This window comes from Paracoccus shanxieyensis (assembly GCF_009711265.1).
Classification (GTDB): Bacteria; Pseudomonadota; Alphaproteobacteria; order Rhodobacterales; family Rhodobacteraceae; genus Paracoccus; species Paracoccus shanxieyensis.
On the sequence record NZ_WMII01000006.1, the window covers coordinates 130,254 to 144,960 of the forward strand.

The 14,707-nt window shown below is 64.9% G+C and carries 15 protein-coding genes; 12 read left to right on the top strand and 3 right to left on the bottom strand.

From position 1 onward, the window contains the following. Positions 1-2 precede the first annotated feature (2 nt). Positions 3-269 (top strand): cell division topological specificity factor MinE, encoded by a 267-nt coding sequence (gene minE, locus GL284_RS08120; RefSeq protein ID WP_155044099.1) that lies wholly within the window; start codon positions 3-5, stop codon positions 267-269. On the opposite strand, the gene GL284_RS08125 is transcribed toward minE, so the two are convergent. Continuing rightward, positions 266-1,204, bottom strand: a complete 939-nt coding sequence (locus tag GL284_RS08125) for a pirin family protein (protein ID WP_155044100.1) — start codon at positions 1,202-1,204, stop codon at positions 266-268. The genes minE and GL284_RS08125 overlap by 4 nt on opposite strands. A 108-nt stretch (positions 1,205-1,312) precedes the next feature. Beyond that, positions 1,313-2,008 (bottom strand): GntR family transcriptional regulator, encoded by a 696-nt coding sequence (locus GL284_RS08130; RefSeq protein ID WP_155044101.1) that lies wholly within the window; start codon positions 2,006-2,008, stop codon positions 1,313-1,315. A gap of 85 nt (positions 2,009-2,093) precedes the next feature. Between GL284_RS08130 and uxaC the strand changes: the two genes are divergently transcribed. The 8 genes from uxaC to GL284_RS08170 all read left to right on the top strand — a co-directional run bounded on the left by uxaC (position 2,094) and on the right by GL284_RS08170 (position 9,268). After that, positions 2,094-3,500, top strand: a complete 1,407-nt coding sequence (gene uxaC / locus GL284_RS08135) for a glucuronate isomerase (RefSeq protein WP_155044102.1) — start codon at positions 2,094-2,096, stop codon at positions 3,498-3,500. Positions 3,501-3,519: 19 nt separating this feature from the next. Further along, positions 3,520-4,503, top strand: a complete 984-nt coding sequence (locus GL284_RS08140) for a TRAP transporter substrate-binding protein (protein ID WP_155044103.1) — start codon at positions 3,520-3,522, stop codon at positions 4,501-4,503. Between the two features lie 55 nt (positions 4,504-4,558). Further along, positions 4,559-5,092: a TRAP transporter small permease gene (locus GL284_RS08145; protein WP_155044104.1), complete on the top strand. Its 534-nt coding sequence runs from the start codon at positions 4,559-4,561 to the stop codon at positions 5,090-5,092. 3 nt (positions 5,093-5,095) lie between these two features. Further along, positions 5,096-6,376: a TRAP transporter large permease gene (locus tag GL284_RS08150; RefSeq protein WP_155044105.1), complete on the top strand. Its 1,281-nt coding sequence runs from the start codon at positions 5,096-5,098 to the stop codon at positions 6,374-6,376. Continuing rightward, entirely contained in the window at positions 6,373-6,654 is a 282-nt protein-coding gene (locus GL284_RS08155; protein ID WP_155044106.1) for a cupin domain-containing protein, read from the top strand. Before GL284_RS08150 ends, GL284_RS08155 begins: the two co-directional genes overlap by 4 nt. Before the next feature lie 11 nt (positions 6,655-6,665). After that, the gene (gene kduI / locus GL284_RS08160; protein ID WP_155044107.1) at positions 6,666-7,490 is read left to right on the top strand and encodes a 5-dehydro-4-deoxy-D-glucuronate isomerase; all 825 of its coding nucleotides are present in this window, start codon (positions 6,666-6,668) and stop codon (positions 7,488-7,490) included. Beyond that, a complete protein-coding gene (kduD, locus tag GL284_RS08165) occupies positions 7,487-8,212 on the top strand; it encodes a 2-dehydro-3-deoxy-D-gluconate 5-dehydrogenase KduD (RefSeq protein WP_341870328.1) in 726 nt (241 codons plus the stop codon). The genes kduI and kduD overlap by 4 nt, the downstream gene beginning before the upstream one ends. A 165-nt stretch (positions 8,213-8,377) precedes the next feature. Then, entirely contained in the window at positions 8,378-9,268 is an 891-nt protein-coding gene (locus GL284_RS08170) for a helix-turn-helix transcriptional regulator (RefSeq protein WP_196216743.1), read from the top strand. 45 nt (positions 9,269-9,313) lie between these two features. On the opposite strand, the gene GL284_RS08175 is transcribed toward GL284_RS08170, so the two are convergent. Beyond that, positions 9,314-11,419 (bottom strand): TonB-dependent siderophore receptor, encoded by a 2,106-nt coding sequence (locus GL284_RS08175; RefSeq protein ID WP_155044193.1) that lies wholly within the window; start codon positions 11,417-11,419, stop codon positions 9,314-9,316. A 244-nt stretch (positions 11,420-11,663) separates the two neighbouring features. Here GL284_RS08175 and GL284_RS08180 point away from each other — a divergent pair, with 244 nt between their 5' ends. The 3 genes from GL284_RS08180 to GL284_RS08190 are packed head-to-tail and all read left to right on the top strand — an operon-like array spanning position 11,664 to position 14,705. After that, positions 11,664-12,659 (top strand): iron-siderophore ABC transporter substrate-binding protein, encoded by a 996-nt coding sequence (locus GL284_RS08180; protein WP_155044109.1) that lies wholly within the window; start codon positions 11,664-11,666, stop codon positions 12,657-12,659. After that, positions 12,649-13,680 carry a FecCD family ABC transporter permease gene (locus GL284_RS08185; protein WP_155044110.1) on the top strand — a complete coding sequence of 344 codons (1,032 nt, stop codon included), beginning with the start codon at positions 12,649-12,651 and terminating at the stop codon, positions 13,678-13,680. Before GL284_RS08180 ends, GL284_RS08185 begins: the two co-directional genes overlap by 11 nt. Then, a complete protein-coding gene (locus GL284_RS08190; protein WP_155044111.1) occupies positions 13,677-14,705 on the top strand; it encodes a FecCD family ABC transporter permease in 1,029 nt (342 codons plus the stop codon). Before GL284_RS08185 ends, GL284_RS08190 begins: the two co-directional genes overlap by 4 nt. Positions 14,706-14,707: the final 2 nt, after the last annotated feature.

The following is a 14,707-nucleotide window of genomic DNA, read 5'->3' on the forward strand; positions in this document are numbered from 1 at the left end:
GCATGTTCGGTTTCAGTTTCCGCCAGAAAAAGCCCTCGACGGCCCAGACCGCCAAAGAGCGGTTGCAGATCCTGCTGGCGCATGAGCGCGCCAGCGGCGACACGCCCGACTTTCTGCCGCTGCTCCAGCGCGACATCCTTGAGGTGGTGCGCCGTCACATGCAGATCGACGGCGATGCCGTGGATATCAAGCTTGAGCGCAGCGACGATCTGTCCAGCCTCGAGATCAATATCGAAATGCCCTCGCAGAAGGCGCCGACGCGCCTTTAACGCAGGTTCTCGGGCCATGGGATGAATTCGGCGTCGTCGCCCGGCGGCAGCTGAAAGCGCCCATGCGCCCAGTCCCCCTGCCGCCACGCCTCTTTCGCCGCCTCGATGCGTTCGCGCGACGAGGCGACGAAGTTCCACGAGATATAGCGCGGGCCGTTCAGCGTCTCGCCGCCCAGCACCATCAGCCGCGCCCCCATCGGGCCTGCGGTCAGGCTGATCGCATCGCCCGGACGAAACACCATCATGCGGCCCGCATCAAAGGTCTGGTCGGCCACGGTGATCTGGCCTTCGGTGACATAGACACCGCGGTCTTCGTGATTGTCGGGCAGCGGCAGCTGCGCATAGGGTTCCAGCACGGCATCGGCATAGAACGTGTCGGTAAAGGTCTTGACCGGCGCGGTTTCGCCCCATGCGCTGCCAAGGATCAGCCGCACCTGCTTGCCACCTTCGGACAGCATCGGCAGTGCTTCGCGGCCGTGATGTTCAAAGGCGGCATTGCCATCCTCGGCGGATTCGGGCAGCGCCACCCATGTCTGGATGCCGTGCAGCGCGCCGGGGCGGCGGCGCATCTCGGCCGAGGTGCGTTCGGAATGCGTGACGCCATTGCCCGCGATCATCCAGTTCACCTCGCCGGGATAGATCATCTGGTTGGTGCCAAGGGAATCGCGGTGCTGGAATTCGCCGCGATACAGATAGGTCACGGTGGCAAGCCCGATATGGGGATGCGGGCGCACGTCGATGCCGCCGCCGGTCAGGAATTCCGCCGGGCCCATATGGTCGAAAAAGATGAACGGCCCGACCATCTGGCGGCGCGGGGCGGGCAGGGCGCGGCGGACCTCGAAGCCGCCGATATCGCGGGCGCGCGGGATGATCAGCGTTTCGATCGCGCCAAGATCCTGAGGATTTTCGGGGTTCTGCGTGGGGTTCCAGCTCATGACAGGTTCCTTTCGGGACGGTAAGGCTGGCGGCGCGTGCCGCCCTTGCTGCCCTTTATATAGGAACGCTTTTTCAGTTTTGTCACAGGTCCGGTGGCCGGCGCGGGCCTAAGGGGCGAACACTTCGGGCTGTTCGGTGCGGATGCGGGCCAGAATATCCTGAATGCGGATCAGGTGCTGACGGATCGCTGCGGCAGCGGCCTCGGGGTCATGCTGATGCAGGGCGGCGATGATCTGGCGATGTTCGGCGATGGCGTGCCCGGCGTTATACGACAGGCTGAGATAACGCGCGCGGTCCATATGGCCCTTGTTGTCCTTGACCAAGGTCCAGACAAAACCCAAGCCCGAAAACTCGCAGATCTGGCGGTGGAATTCATCGTCCAGCGCGTGGAATTCATCGCGCAGCCCGGCGCTGGCGGCGGCCTCTTGCCGGGCGATCAGCTGGTCCAGCGTGACAAGCTGATCCTTGGTCAGCCGCGTGGCCGCGACACGCATGCATGCCTCTTCCAGCGAGCTGCGGATGAAATGCGCCTGCATCACCGCTTCTTCCGAAATCGGCGTCACTGTCGTCGCCCGCTGCGGGCGGATTTGCACAAAGCCCAGCTGCGACAGGCGGTAAAACGCATCCCGCACCGGCTGGCGCGATACGCCCATCTGCGAGGCGACCTCGGCCTCGGACAGGCGCGATCCGGGCGGCAGGGTCAGGTTCACCACGCGGTCATACAGCGCCTCGAACACATGATCTGTGGTGCTGCGGGGCCGCAGATCCTCAAGGCTGGGCAGGCTGGCGGTGGCAGAGGGCATGACGGACCCGTGTTGACAAACTACTAATCTAGCATATTAGTTTGCCAGAAGTAACGCAAGCGCGATTCGGGGAGGAATGCGGCGCATGGCTTTGTTGAAGGATGATCGGCTGTTTCCGGTCGACCCCGGCACGCGGGGCATCGCGCGGGCGCTTTATGACAGCATCCGCGATCTGCCGATCCTCAGCCCGCATGGCCATACGGACCCGCGCTGGTTCGCCGAAGATCAGCCGTTCCCCGACCCGGCGCAGCTTTTCGTCACGCCCGATCATTACGTCTTCCGGATGCTGTGTTCGCAGGGCGTGGCGCTGACCGATCTGGGCGTGCCGCGCGCCGATGGAGGCCCGACCGAGACCGATGGCCGCAAGATCTGGCGGCTGTTTGCGGCGCATTACCATCTGTTTCTGGGCACGCCTTGCCAGCTTTGGCTGGATCACAGCTTTCAGCATGTCTTTGGCATCGACCGCCGGTTGAATGCCGAAACTGCGGATTGGTATTACGACCACATCGCCGATTGCCTGAGCCGTCCCGAATTCCGCCCCCGCGCGCTGTTCAAACGCTTCAATATCGAAGCCATCGCCACCACCGAGGCCGCGACCGACGATCTGCGCTGGCACCGGATGATCCGCGACAGCGGCTGGGATGGCCGCGTCATCACCGCCTATCGCCCCGATGCCGTCATCGACCCCGACATGCCGGGGCTGGCGCAGAATGTCGAATTGCTGGGCCAGCAGACCGGCTTCGATACGCTGACATGGGCCGGCTATCTGGATGCGCACCGTGCCCGGCGGGCCTATTTCAAGGAATTCGGCGCGACCTCCTCGGATCACGGCCACCCCTCGGCCCGGACCGAGGACATGGCGCAGGCCGATGCCGCGGCGCTGTTCCAAAAGGCCCTGCGCGGCGCCTGCACGCCGGACGAAGCCGATGCCTTCCGGGGCCAGATGCTGACCGAGATGGCCCGGATGAGCCTTGAGGACGGGCTGGTCCTGCAAATCCACCCCGGCGCTGCGCGCAATCACTCGGCGCAGGTGCTGGCGCAGTTCGGCCGCGACAAGGGCTTCGACATCCCGCGCCGCACCGATTACGTCACCGCGCTGCGCCCGCTGCTGAACGCCGTGGGCATGCGCGCCGATCTGACCGTGATCCTGTTCACGCTGGATGAGACCAGCTATTCGCGCGAGCTTGCGCCGCTGGCGGGCGTCTGGCCGTGCCTGCGCCTTGGCCCGCCATGGTGGTTCCACGACAGCCCGGAAGGCATGCGCCGCTTCCGCGAGATGGCGACGGAAACCGCGGGCTTTTACAACACCGTGGGCTTCAACGACGACACGCGGGCCTTCTGTTCGATCCCGGCGCGTCATGACGTGGCCCGTCGCGTGGACTGCGCCTTTCTGGCGGATCTGGTCGCCACCGGACGCCTTGCCGAGGACGAGGCGGCGGGGCTGGCGCATGATTTGACCTATGGCCTCGCCAAGAAGGCCTATCGCTTGTGAGCATATCTGGGAGGATATCATGAAACTTCTGAACACCACGCTGGCCGCGTTACTGGCCACCGCAGCACTTGCCGGGGCGGCAAGCGCGGAATGCGACATCCGGCTGCGGTCCTCGGACACGCATCCCGATGGCTATCCCACGGTCGAGGGCGTCAAGGCCATGGCCGCCGAGGTCAAGGAAAAGACCGAAGGCCGCATCTGCATCGAGGTTTTCCCCTCATCCCAGTTGGGTGAGGAAAAGGACACCATCGAACAGACCCAGTTCGGCGTCATCGACATGATCCGCGCCAGCTTCGGATCGTTTAACGACATCGTGCCGATCACCCAGACCGTGTCGCTGCCCTATCTGTATAAATCCGACGAACACATGCACAAGGTCATGGACGGCCCCATCGGCGAGGAGATCGCCAAGGCCTTCGAGGAAAAGGATCTGGTGCCGCTGGCCTATTACGATGGCGGCGCGCGCAGCTTCTACAACTCGAAAAAGCCGATCCGCACCGTCGAGGATCTGAAGGGCCTGAAGTTCCGCGTCATGCAGAACGACGTGTTCGTGGACATGATGTCGGCGCTTGGCGCCTCGGCGACGCCCATGCCATATGGCGAGGTCTATTCCTCGATCCAGACCGGGGTGATCGACGGGGCGGAAAACAACTTCCCTAGCTATGACAGCTCGGGCCATGCCGAAGTCGCCAAATATTTCACGCTGGACCAGCACCTGATGGTCCCCGAACTGGTGGCGGTGTCCAAGACCAGCTGGGAGAAGCTGACCCCCGAGGATCAGGCGGTCCTGCGCGACGCTGCCCGCAACTCGGCCACGCTGCAGCGCAAGCTGTGGGCCGAACAGGAAAAGGCCTCGGAAGACAAGGTGACGGCGGCGGGTGCCGAGATCATCAAGGACGTGGACAAGACCGCCTTCGTCGAGGCCATGGTCCCGGTCTACGAAAAATATGTGACCACGCCCGAGGCGCAGGATCTGGTCAAGCGCATTCAGGCGACAGAGTGACGACAGCGGCCCGCGCCCCATGCGCGCGGGCCTTTCCGGAAATTTGGGGGGCACCATGCAAGCTGTCATCACGGCTTTGTCGCGGCTGAACAACCTGCTGACCCGGCTCAGCCTGTGGCTGGCGGGGATCGGTCTGGTGGCGATGACCGTCATCGTTTTCGCGCAGGTCTTTGCGCGCTATGTCATGGGCTACAGCCTGCTGTGGGTCGAGCCGGTGGCGATCCTGCTGATGAGCTGGTTCATCTTTCTGGGCTCGGCCGTGGGCGTGCATGAGAAGTTCCATCTGGGCTTCGACGTGCTGATCTTCTTTCTGCCGGAACGCTTCGGAAGCTGGCTGCGCGGGCTGTCCGACACGGCGGTGCTGGTCTTTGGCATCGGCATGGTGGTCTATGGCTGGCAGTTGATGGCCAAGACATGGGGCAACACGCTGCCCATCATCCGGCTGCCCGGCGGCGTCAGCTATCTGCCGCTGTTCGTGGGCGGCGTGCTGATCGTGCTGTTCGTGGTCGAGCATCTGCTGAACCGCATCGCCGGTCGCACCGAAGAAGCCCGCCCCGATGCCGACGACGTTCTGGCAAGCGAGGTCTGAGCCATGGAATATCTGATCCTGTTTGGCGTGTTCACGATCCTGATGCTGATCGGCACGCCCATCGCCTTTTGCCTTGGCATCGCCAGCATGGCGACCGTGGGCTATCTGGGCCTGCCCGCGCTGGTGGTGTTTCAGCGGGTGTCATCGGGAATTTCGGTCTTTACGCTGATGGCGATCCCGTTCTTCATCTTCGCGGGCGATCTGATGGTGCGGGGCGGCATCGCGGCGCGCATCGTGGCCTTTGCCGGATCGCTGATCGGCCATGTCCGGGGCGGGCTGGGACAGGTCAATATCGCGGCCTCGACGCTGTTCGGCGGCATCTCCGGCTCGGCCGTGGCCGAGGCGGCGGCGGTGGGCGGCATCATGATCCCGCAGATGAAGGAACGCGGTTACGGCGCGGATTACGCCGTCAACGTGACCTCGATGTCGGCGCTGATCGCGCTGATGCTGCCCCCCAGCCACAACATGATCATCTATTCGATCTCGGGCGGCGGGCGGATCTCGATTGCCGATCTGTTCACGGCGGGGATCATTCCGGGCCTGCTGCTGGCCTTGGCGCTGTCGATCACCGCGTGGATCGTCGCGGTGCGGCGCGGCTATCCGACCGAGCCCTTTCCCGGTTTCGCCCGCGTCGGCTATTTCCTGCTGCAATCGCTGCCGGGCATGTTGCTGATCGCCATCATCTTCGGCGGCGTCCGCTCGGGCATCTTCACGGCGACGGAAAGCAGCTGCATCGCGGTGGTCTATGCCATTCTGGTAACGGCGCTGGTCTATCGCAGCCTCAGCTGGAGCGATTTCGTCCATGCCACCCAGCAAGCGGTGCGCACGACGGCCATGGTGCTGTTGATCATCGGGATGGCGGGGGCCTTTGGCTGGCTGATGGCCTATCTGCATGTGGCCCAGATCTCGCTGGAGTGGATGCAGTCGGTGTCCAGCAATCCGCTGGTCATCCTGCTGATGATCAACATCGTGCTGCTGGTTCTGGGCACGTTCATGGACATGTCGCCGCTGATCATCATCACCACGCCGATCTTTCTGCCGGTGGTGTCGGCCTTCGGCGTCGACCCGGTGCATTTCGGCGTCATCATGATCCTGAACCTTGGCATCGGGCTGAACACGCCGCCCCTGGGGCCGGTGCAGTTCGTCGCCGCCGCCGTGGCGCGCATCAGCATCTGGGAGGCGATGCGCAGCGTTTGGCCCTTCTATGCCGCGGGGCTGATCGTGCTGATGCTGGTGACCTATATCCCCGCCTTGTCGCTGTGGCTGCCCGGAGTGTTCAGATGACCGATCCCATCCGCACCGTGCTGGCGCATGCGCCCGAGCTGATGGTGGTGCGCTTCCAGTTCGCCGCAGGCGATGCGGGCGCGCTGCACAGCCACCCGCATGTGCAATCGACCTATGTGCAGTCGGGCCGTTTCGACTTCACCGTGGACGGGCGCAGCTTTCAGGTCGGGCCGGGGGATGCCTTCGTCATCGCCTCGGATGCCCGGCACGGCTGCACCTGTCTTGAACCCGGCGTGCTGATCGACAGCTTTACCCCGCGCCGCGACGATTTTCTGTGAAAGGACCAGCCATGATCCATGTGGACACCCGACAGGCGGTGCATCCCGACCATGCCCGCACGATGGACACCGCCGCATTGCGCGCGCATTTCCTGACCCAAGGCATGTTCCGCGACGGCGAAATCCGCCTGACCTATACGCATTACGACCGCTTCATCGTCGGCGGCGCGGTGCCTGCGGGCGGCCATCTGGTGCTGGACAAGATCGCCGAAACCCGCACCGCCAGCTTTCTGGAACGGCGCGAGATGGGCATCGTCAATATCGGCGATACCGGCCGCGTTCAGGCGGCGGGTCAGGACTGGGACATGGCATATGGCGATGTGCTGTATCTGGGCATGGGCGCGGGGCCGGTGACGTTTTCCGGCGCGGGGCGGTTCTACATCACCTCGTGCCCGGCGCATCGCGCGCTGCCGTCGCGGCTGGTCACCGTGGCCGATGCCAAAGAGATGAAGACCGGCGCGACCGAGACCTCGAACAAGCGCACCATCCGCCAGTTCATCCACCCGCTGGTGATGGAAAGCTGCCAGCTTGTGCTGGGCTATACCACGCTTGAGGATGGCTCGGTCTGGAACACCATGCCCGCGCATGTGCATGACCGGCGCATGGAGGCCTATCTGTATCACGGCATGCAGCCGCAATCGCGCGTGCTGCATCTGATGGGCGAGCCGCAGGAAACCCGGCATATCTTCGTGGCCAATGAACAGGCGGTGCTGTCGCCGCCATGGTCGATCCATTCGGGCGCGGGCATCGGCGGCTATACCTTCATCTGGGCCATGGCGGGCGACAACGTGGATTACACCGACATGGATTTCGTCCAGCCGGAGGATCTGCGGTGAACCCGTTTTCGCTGCAAGGTCAGACCGCCCTGGTCACCGGCGCGAATACCGGCATCGGTCAGGCCATCGCCGTCGCGATGGCTCAGGCCGGGGCCGATGTCATCGCCGCAGGCCGCCGCGATTGCGACGAGACGCTGGCCCTGATGGGCAGCGGTCGGCAGATGCGGCTGGATTTCGCCGATCCGATGGCCGCACGCGATGTCTTTGCCGCCGAGCGCATCGACATTCTGGTGAATAATGCGGGCATCATCCGCCGCGCCGATGCCGTCGATTTCACCGAGGCCGACTGGGATGACGTGATGGACGTGAACCTGAAGGCGCTGTTTTTCACCTGTCAGGCCTTTGCGCGCGCGGCCATTCCGCGCGGGCGGGGCAAAATCGTCAACATCGCCTCGCTTCTGTCGCTTCAGGGCGGGATCCGCGTGCCCAGCTATACCGCCGCCAAGCATGGCGTGGCCGGTCTGACGCGGCTTCTGGCGAATGAATGGGCGGGGCAGGGGCTGAATGTGAACGCCATTGCGCCCGGCTATATCCAGACGAACAACACCGCCGCCCTGCGCGCCGATCCCGACCGCAGCCGCGCCATTCTGGAGCGGATCCCGGCAGGCCGTTGGGGGCAGGCGCAGGATATCGGGCAATCGGCGGTCTATCTGGCCGCGCCTGCCTCGGATTACGTCAATGGCACGGTTCTGACGGTCGATGGCGGCTGGATGGCCCGCTAAAGCGGCAGGATTGCAACGCCGCCCCGACCTGCCTTTTTGGCTTGGTTGCGCCTTTGGGGCAGATGGCGCAATATCCCAACCCGGATCGCTCCCCAGAGTCGGCGAAAATCCCGCCCGGCCAGGCACGCTGTCTTTCATCCGATGAACTAAGGCGGTGGTCCGGGCATGAGCTTTCGGCATTCGATGACCTGCTATACCCATGGCATTCAGGCGGCGCTGCCGAAATGGCGCAGTCTGGATGGCATGGTCGGCGTGTTCTGGCAGGCCGAGGGGCATTCGGGCGCGCATGCCTATTACCTGTCGCCCGATCCGCGCATCATGATCTTCTTCAACGATGTGTCGCCACATATCCGCATGTCGGACCGGTCCGAGGATATGGATCGCCATTGCCGCCCGATGACGCGGGCGCTTTATGTGCCGGCGGGCGTGCCGATGTGGACCAGCTTCACCTCGGCGCATCGCTTCTCGCATCTGGATCTGCATATCGAACAGAACCGGCTGCTGCGCTTCCTGACGCCATCGATCGGGCGGTCGGCGGCGCTGGCCACCGTGCGGCGCCCGGTCGAGATCCAGAATGTCGATGCGATCGAGGCGCTGGCCGCCCTGCTGGTTGATGAGCTTTCCACCCCCAAGCGGCACGGGCTTTACGCCGAAAGTCTGGTCGGCAGCATTGCCGCAGGGCTGCTGGAAATCGGCGGCGACAGCGACGACCGCGCCATTGGCGGCCTGACGCCCGCGCAGTTGAACAAGCTGGCCGCGCGCATGGATCAGGCCAGCGAACACCGCCTGACCGTGGCCGAGATGGCCGCGACCGTCGGGCTGTCGGAAAGCTGGTTTGCCAGCGTCTTCAAGAAAACCACCGGCCAGACGCCGCTGCAATGGCAGCTGTGCCAGCGCATCGACATGGCGCAGCGCTTTCTGCTGCAAGGCGGCATGAGCCTGCCCGACATCGCCGCACGACTTGGCTTTTCCGATCAGGCGCATCTGACGCGCGCCTTTCGGCAGGTCGCAGGCGAAACGCCTGCCGCATGGCGGCGCATGCAGCAGGCGGGATGATCCGATCCCGCCGCGTCAGATCGCGCGGCGGGGTCATGTGCGCTGTTACCAGGTGCGGCGCAGCGTCAGGTCGATTTCCCGGCCGGGGTTATAGGTGATCGCACCCGATGCGGCCTGTTCGTGCTTTTCGTCAAACAGGTTCGTGACGTTCAGCGTCAGCGAGGTGTTCTTGGTGACATCATAGCTGTAGGCCGCATCGAAGATCAGCGCCGCCGGGTATTTCTGCGCATTGTCATCGCCGCCGAAGGACGTGCCCTGATAGCGCGCGCCCAGACCGAAGTTCATGTCGCCGCGCGTATCGTTGCCAGCCAGCGTGTAATCCACCCAGACCGAGGCCAGATGCGTCGGCACATTGCCCAGCTGGTTGCCCTGATTGGGCGACAGCCTGTCCGTGATCTCGGTATTGGTATAGGAATACGAGGCCGTCAGGTTCAGCGCGCGGGTCAGTTCGGCGCGGGCCTCAAGCTCGACGCCGCGGGCGCGGATTTCGCCGATGGTGCGCGGAATGGGCGGGGTGGTTGTGGTATCCGTGCGGGTAATATTGGTCTTTTTCAGGTCATAGAGCGCGGCGGTGAACAGCGCGTTCATGCCTTCGGGGCGGTATTTCACGCCGATCTCATATTGTTCGCCCTCTTCCGGTTCCACGGTCAGGCCAGCGGGCAGCACCGATTCCGCATAGCTGAAATAGGTCGAGACCTGCGGCGTGATCTTGTAGGTCAGGCCAAGGCGCGCGGTGGTCTTGCTGAAATCGGCCTGCGACGGGGTGCCCGAATTGTTGCGCGACAGGTCCATCCAGTCATTGCGCAGACCGATCGTGGCGATGAAGCGGTCATAGGTCAGTTCCTGCTGCACATAAAGCGAGGTGATCTGATCGTCGTTTTCCGTCGTCTGCAGCGGGGTCAGCGTATCCAGATCGATGCCGCCCGTGCGGATCGGACCCGAACCATAGGGGACGCCCTCGGCGGGGGCCCACCATATCTTGCCGTCGGATTGTTCGTCGCGATATTGCAGGCCGACCAGCGTGCGGCTGGTCAACTGGCCGAAATTGCGGTCGTATTGCAGGTTCGCATCCGCCAGCAGTTTCTGCGCCGAGCCGTCCGAGGCGAAATAGAAGCGGTCGATATAGGGCGTCTGGCCGGCGGGCGGCAGATAGGTGTCGTCGCCGACATAGACATAGCCAAAGCCGCGATCCTCATCGCTGTAGCGCAGGTTCGCGTTCAGCTTCAGCCCGCCACCGAAATCGTGGTCGAACAGGATGCTGGCCGAATTGCGTTCATTGTCCAGATAGTTGAAATCCGGCTCGCCGAAGAACACGTCGCGGTCGTAATCCGTGCCCAGCGGATAGCCCGACCCGGTGCTGCCGTCGCGCTTCATGTGGTCCAGCACAAGGCTGAGGCTGGTTGCATCGCTGGGCCGCCATGTCAGACCGCCCATCAGCAGCGCGGCATCGTCCTGGCTGTAATCGGTTTCCTTGTCGGCCTTTTGCACCCGCGCGGTCAGGCGATAGGACAGCGTGGAATCCGCCGTCAGGTTATCGCCGAAATCGACGCCCGCCTCGGTATGGTTGAACGATCCGACCGTGGCATAGGCTTCGCCAAAGCGCATGGTGCGCGGCAGTTTGGTGACATAGTTCACCATGCCGCCCGGCTCGGTCGGGCCCGTGACGGTCGAGTTGCCGCCCTTCACCACCTCGACGCGCTCATAAAGGAACGTGTCCTCGCGGATGCCGCCGAATGCCTTTTGCATCGGCAGCCCGTCGCGGAAGACCGAGGCATCGAAGCCGCGGATCTTGTAATAGTCGAAGCGGTCATCGCCGCCATAGAAGTCCGTGGCGACGCCAGCGGTATAGCGCAGCACCTGTTCGGCGGTATTCGCGCCACGCGCCTGCATGTCCTTGGCCGTGATGACCGAAACCGAGGCGGGCGTGTCCAGAATATCCGTGGCCATCTTGCTGCCGGCCGTGGTGGTGACGGCGACGATCGAATTGGCGTCGTTATCGCCTGCCGTGCCGTCGATCACCACCTGATCCAGCACCACCGCCTGCTGCGCCATCGCCTGCGGGCCAAAGGCCACCAGCGCCGTGCAGCCCAGCAGGGCCAGTTTCATGCAGCGCGCCGCGCCCTGCGTCATTGCGAATTCATTCCTTGGCATCGCCACGTTCCATCCGTTTTTCTTGTTCTGTATGCGGTTGGCTGGTGCCCTTGGCGTGCCGCCGGTCGGACTGGCCCCGCATGATTCCGGGCGTCTGATAACGGGATCGGCTGCGGCTGTATTGAAGGTTCCAACTGTTTTTGTCGGAATCCACGGAAATCGGTGACTGAAACAGTCGGGCAGGGTTGACCCAGCGCCGCAGACCTGAAAATTCCGGGCCGAACCGTCAGAAAGGGGCCCTTCGATGCGTCTGCGCATATCTGCCACTCTTGCCGCGATCAGCCTTGCCGTGGTTCTGGCCGTCCCGGCGCGGGCCGATCAGCCCGGCTATCCGATGACCATCACCCATGCGCTGGGAACCACGACGATCCCCGCAAAGCCGGTGCGTGTCGCGGCGGTGTCCTGGGCCAATCAAGAGGTGCCGCTGGCGCTTGGCATCGTGCCGGTGGGCTTTGCGCGCGCCAATTTCGGCGATGATGACGGCGACGGGCTGCTGCCATGGGTGTCGCAGAAGCTGAAGGAGCTGGGGGCCGAGACGCCGGTCCTGTTCGACGAAGGCGACGGCATCGACTTCGAGGCGGTGGCGGCGACGCAGCCCGACGTGATCCTTGCGGCCTATTCCGGGCTGACGCAGGCGGAATACGACACGCTCAGCCAGATTGCGCCGGTGATCGCCTATCCCGACAGCGCATGGGCGACCGATTGGCGCGACACGATCCGGCTGAACAGCGCGGGGCTTGGCATGGCGGCGCAGGGCGATGCGCTGATCGCCAGCATCGACGCCCAGATCGCGGAAACCGTCGCGCGCCACCCCGAGCTGCACGACAAATCCGCCATGTTCATCACCCATCTGGACACGACCGATCTGAGCCGGGTGAATTTCTATACCGCCAATGACACGCGGGTGAAGTTCTTTGCCGATCTGGGCCTGACCGCCCCCAAAAGCGTGCAAGAGGCGACGCGTCCCGGCCAGTTCTCGGGCGGGATCAGCGCCGAACGGATCGACGCTTTCGACGATGTGGATATCGTCGTGACCTATGGCGGCCAGCCGCTGTGGGAGGCGATCAAGGCCGATCCGCTGATGGCGCATATGCCTGCGGTGCAGCACGGCTCGCTGGTGATGCTGGGATCCGATCCCTTAGGCACGGCGGCCAATCCCACGCCGCTCTCGATCCCCTATGTGCTGGAGGATTACGTCGATCTGCTGGCCGGGGCGGCGCGCAAGGCCGATGGCCAGTAACGCGGCGATCCCGGCGCAATTCGCGCGCGCCGGGCGGCGGCGCGCGCTTTGGCTGCTGGTGGCCGTGCTGGTGCTGGGCGCGCTATGTGCCGCATCCGTCGCCATCGGCACGCGCAGCACCGGCTGGGCCGACATTCGCGCCGCGCTGTCGGGGCAGGTGGACACCGTGGCGCAGGCGGCGGTCTGGGCCCGTATCCCGCGCACACTGATGGCGCTGCTGGCCGGGGCGGCGCTGGGGCTGTCGGGGGCGATCATGCAGGGCATCACGCGCAATCCGCTGGCCGATCCGGGCATCCTTGGGGTCAACATGGGCGCCTCGCTGGCGATTGCCGTGGGCGTCGCGTGGTTCGGCATCCAGACCTCGGGCGCGTTCATCTGGACGGCCATTCTGGGCGCAGGGGTTACGGCGGTCTTTGTCTATGTCATCGGCTCGCTGGGGCGCGGCGGCGCCACACCCTTGAAGCTGGCGCTGGCGGGCGTGGCGACCTCGGTTGCATTTTCGTCGCTGGTGATCGCGGTCGTGCTGACGCGCGGCGACATCGCGGGCGGCATCCGGCAATGGCAGGTCGGCGGCGTCGGCGGCGCGACCTTCGCCCGCATCTGGCTGGTGCTGCCCTTTCTGGGCGCGGGGCTGCTGATCGCGATGGGCACGGCGCGGCGGCTGAATTCGCTGGCGCTTGGCGACGATCTGGCCGCGGGTCTGGGCGAGCGCGTGGCGCTGGCGCGCGCCACGGCGGCGCTGGCCGCGATCCTTCTGTGCGGCGCGACCACGGCGATCTGCGGCCCGATCGGGTTCGTCGGGCTGATGTTGCCGCATCTGTGCCGCCTGCTGGTTGGCGTGGATCATCGCTGGCTTCTGCCGTTTTCGGCGCTGGCCGGGGCGTCGCTGCTGCTGGCCGCCGATATCGCCGGTCGTCTGGTCGCCCGCCCGAATGAGCTGGACGTGGGCGTCGTCACCGCCTTCATCGGCGCGCCGTTCTTCATCTGGATCGTCCGCCGCCAGAAGGTGCGCGAGCTATGACCGCGACCGCATTTCAGATCGTTGCCGATGGCCGACAGCGCCGCAGGGCCCGCCGCCGCCGGGTGGTGCTGTGCCTGCTGGCGCTGCTGGTCGTGGCCTTTGCGCTGACCCTGATGCTGGGGCAGTCCTTCACCCCGCCCGGCGATGTGCTGCGCGTGCTGTTGGGCCATGAGGTCGCGGGCGCGTCCTTCACCGTCGGCCAGTTGCGGCTGCCGCGCGCTGTCATGTCGGTGCTGGCCGGTCTGAGCTTCGGGCTTGGCGGCGCGGCCTTCCAGATCATGCTGCGCAACCCGCTGGCCAGCCCCGACATCATCGGCATCAGTTCCGGCGCCAGCGCGGCGGCGGTCTTTGCCATCATCGTGCTGGGGCTGGACGGTCCGGTCGTGTCGGTCTTTGCCGTGCTGGCGGGACTGGGCGTGGCGCTGGCGATCTATGCGCTGTCATGGCGCGGTGGCGTGGCGGGGGCACGGCTGATCCTTGTGGGCATCGGCGTGTCGGCGATGCTGGAAAGCCTGATCTCGTATATCCTGCTGAAGGCGCCCGCATGGGATCTGCAAGAGGCCGTGCGCTGGCTGACCGGCAGCGTCAATGGCGCGCAACTGGCGCAGGCCATGCCGATCCTTTTGTCGCTGCTGATCTTTGGCGGGGTGCTGCTGGCGCGTGGGCGCGATCTGCAGGCGCTGCGGCTGGGCGATGACTGCGCAGCGGCGCTTGGCACGGATGTCGCGCGCACGCGCATCATCGTCATCGTGGCCGCCGTCGGTCTGATCGCGGTCGCCACCGCCGTCACCGGACCCATCGCCTTCGTCGCATTCCTGTCCGGGCCGATCGCCGCGCGAGTCTTTGGCCGCGACGGCTCGCTTTTGCTGCCCGCGGCGCTGGTCGGTGCGGTGCTGGTGCTGGCGGGCGATTATTGCGGGCAGTTCCTGCTGCCCTCGCGCTATCCGGTGGGCGTGGTGACGGGGGCGCTTGGGGCACCCTATCTGCTGTTCCTGATCATCCGCGCCCATCGCAACGGAGCCTGAGC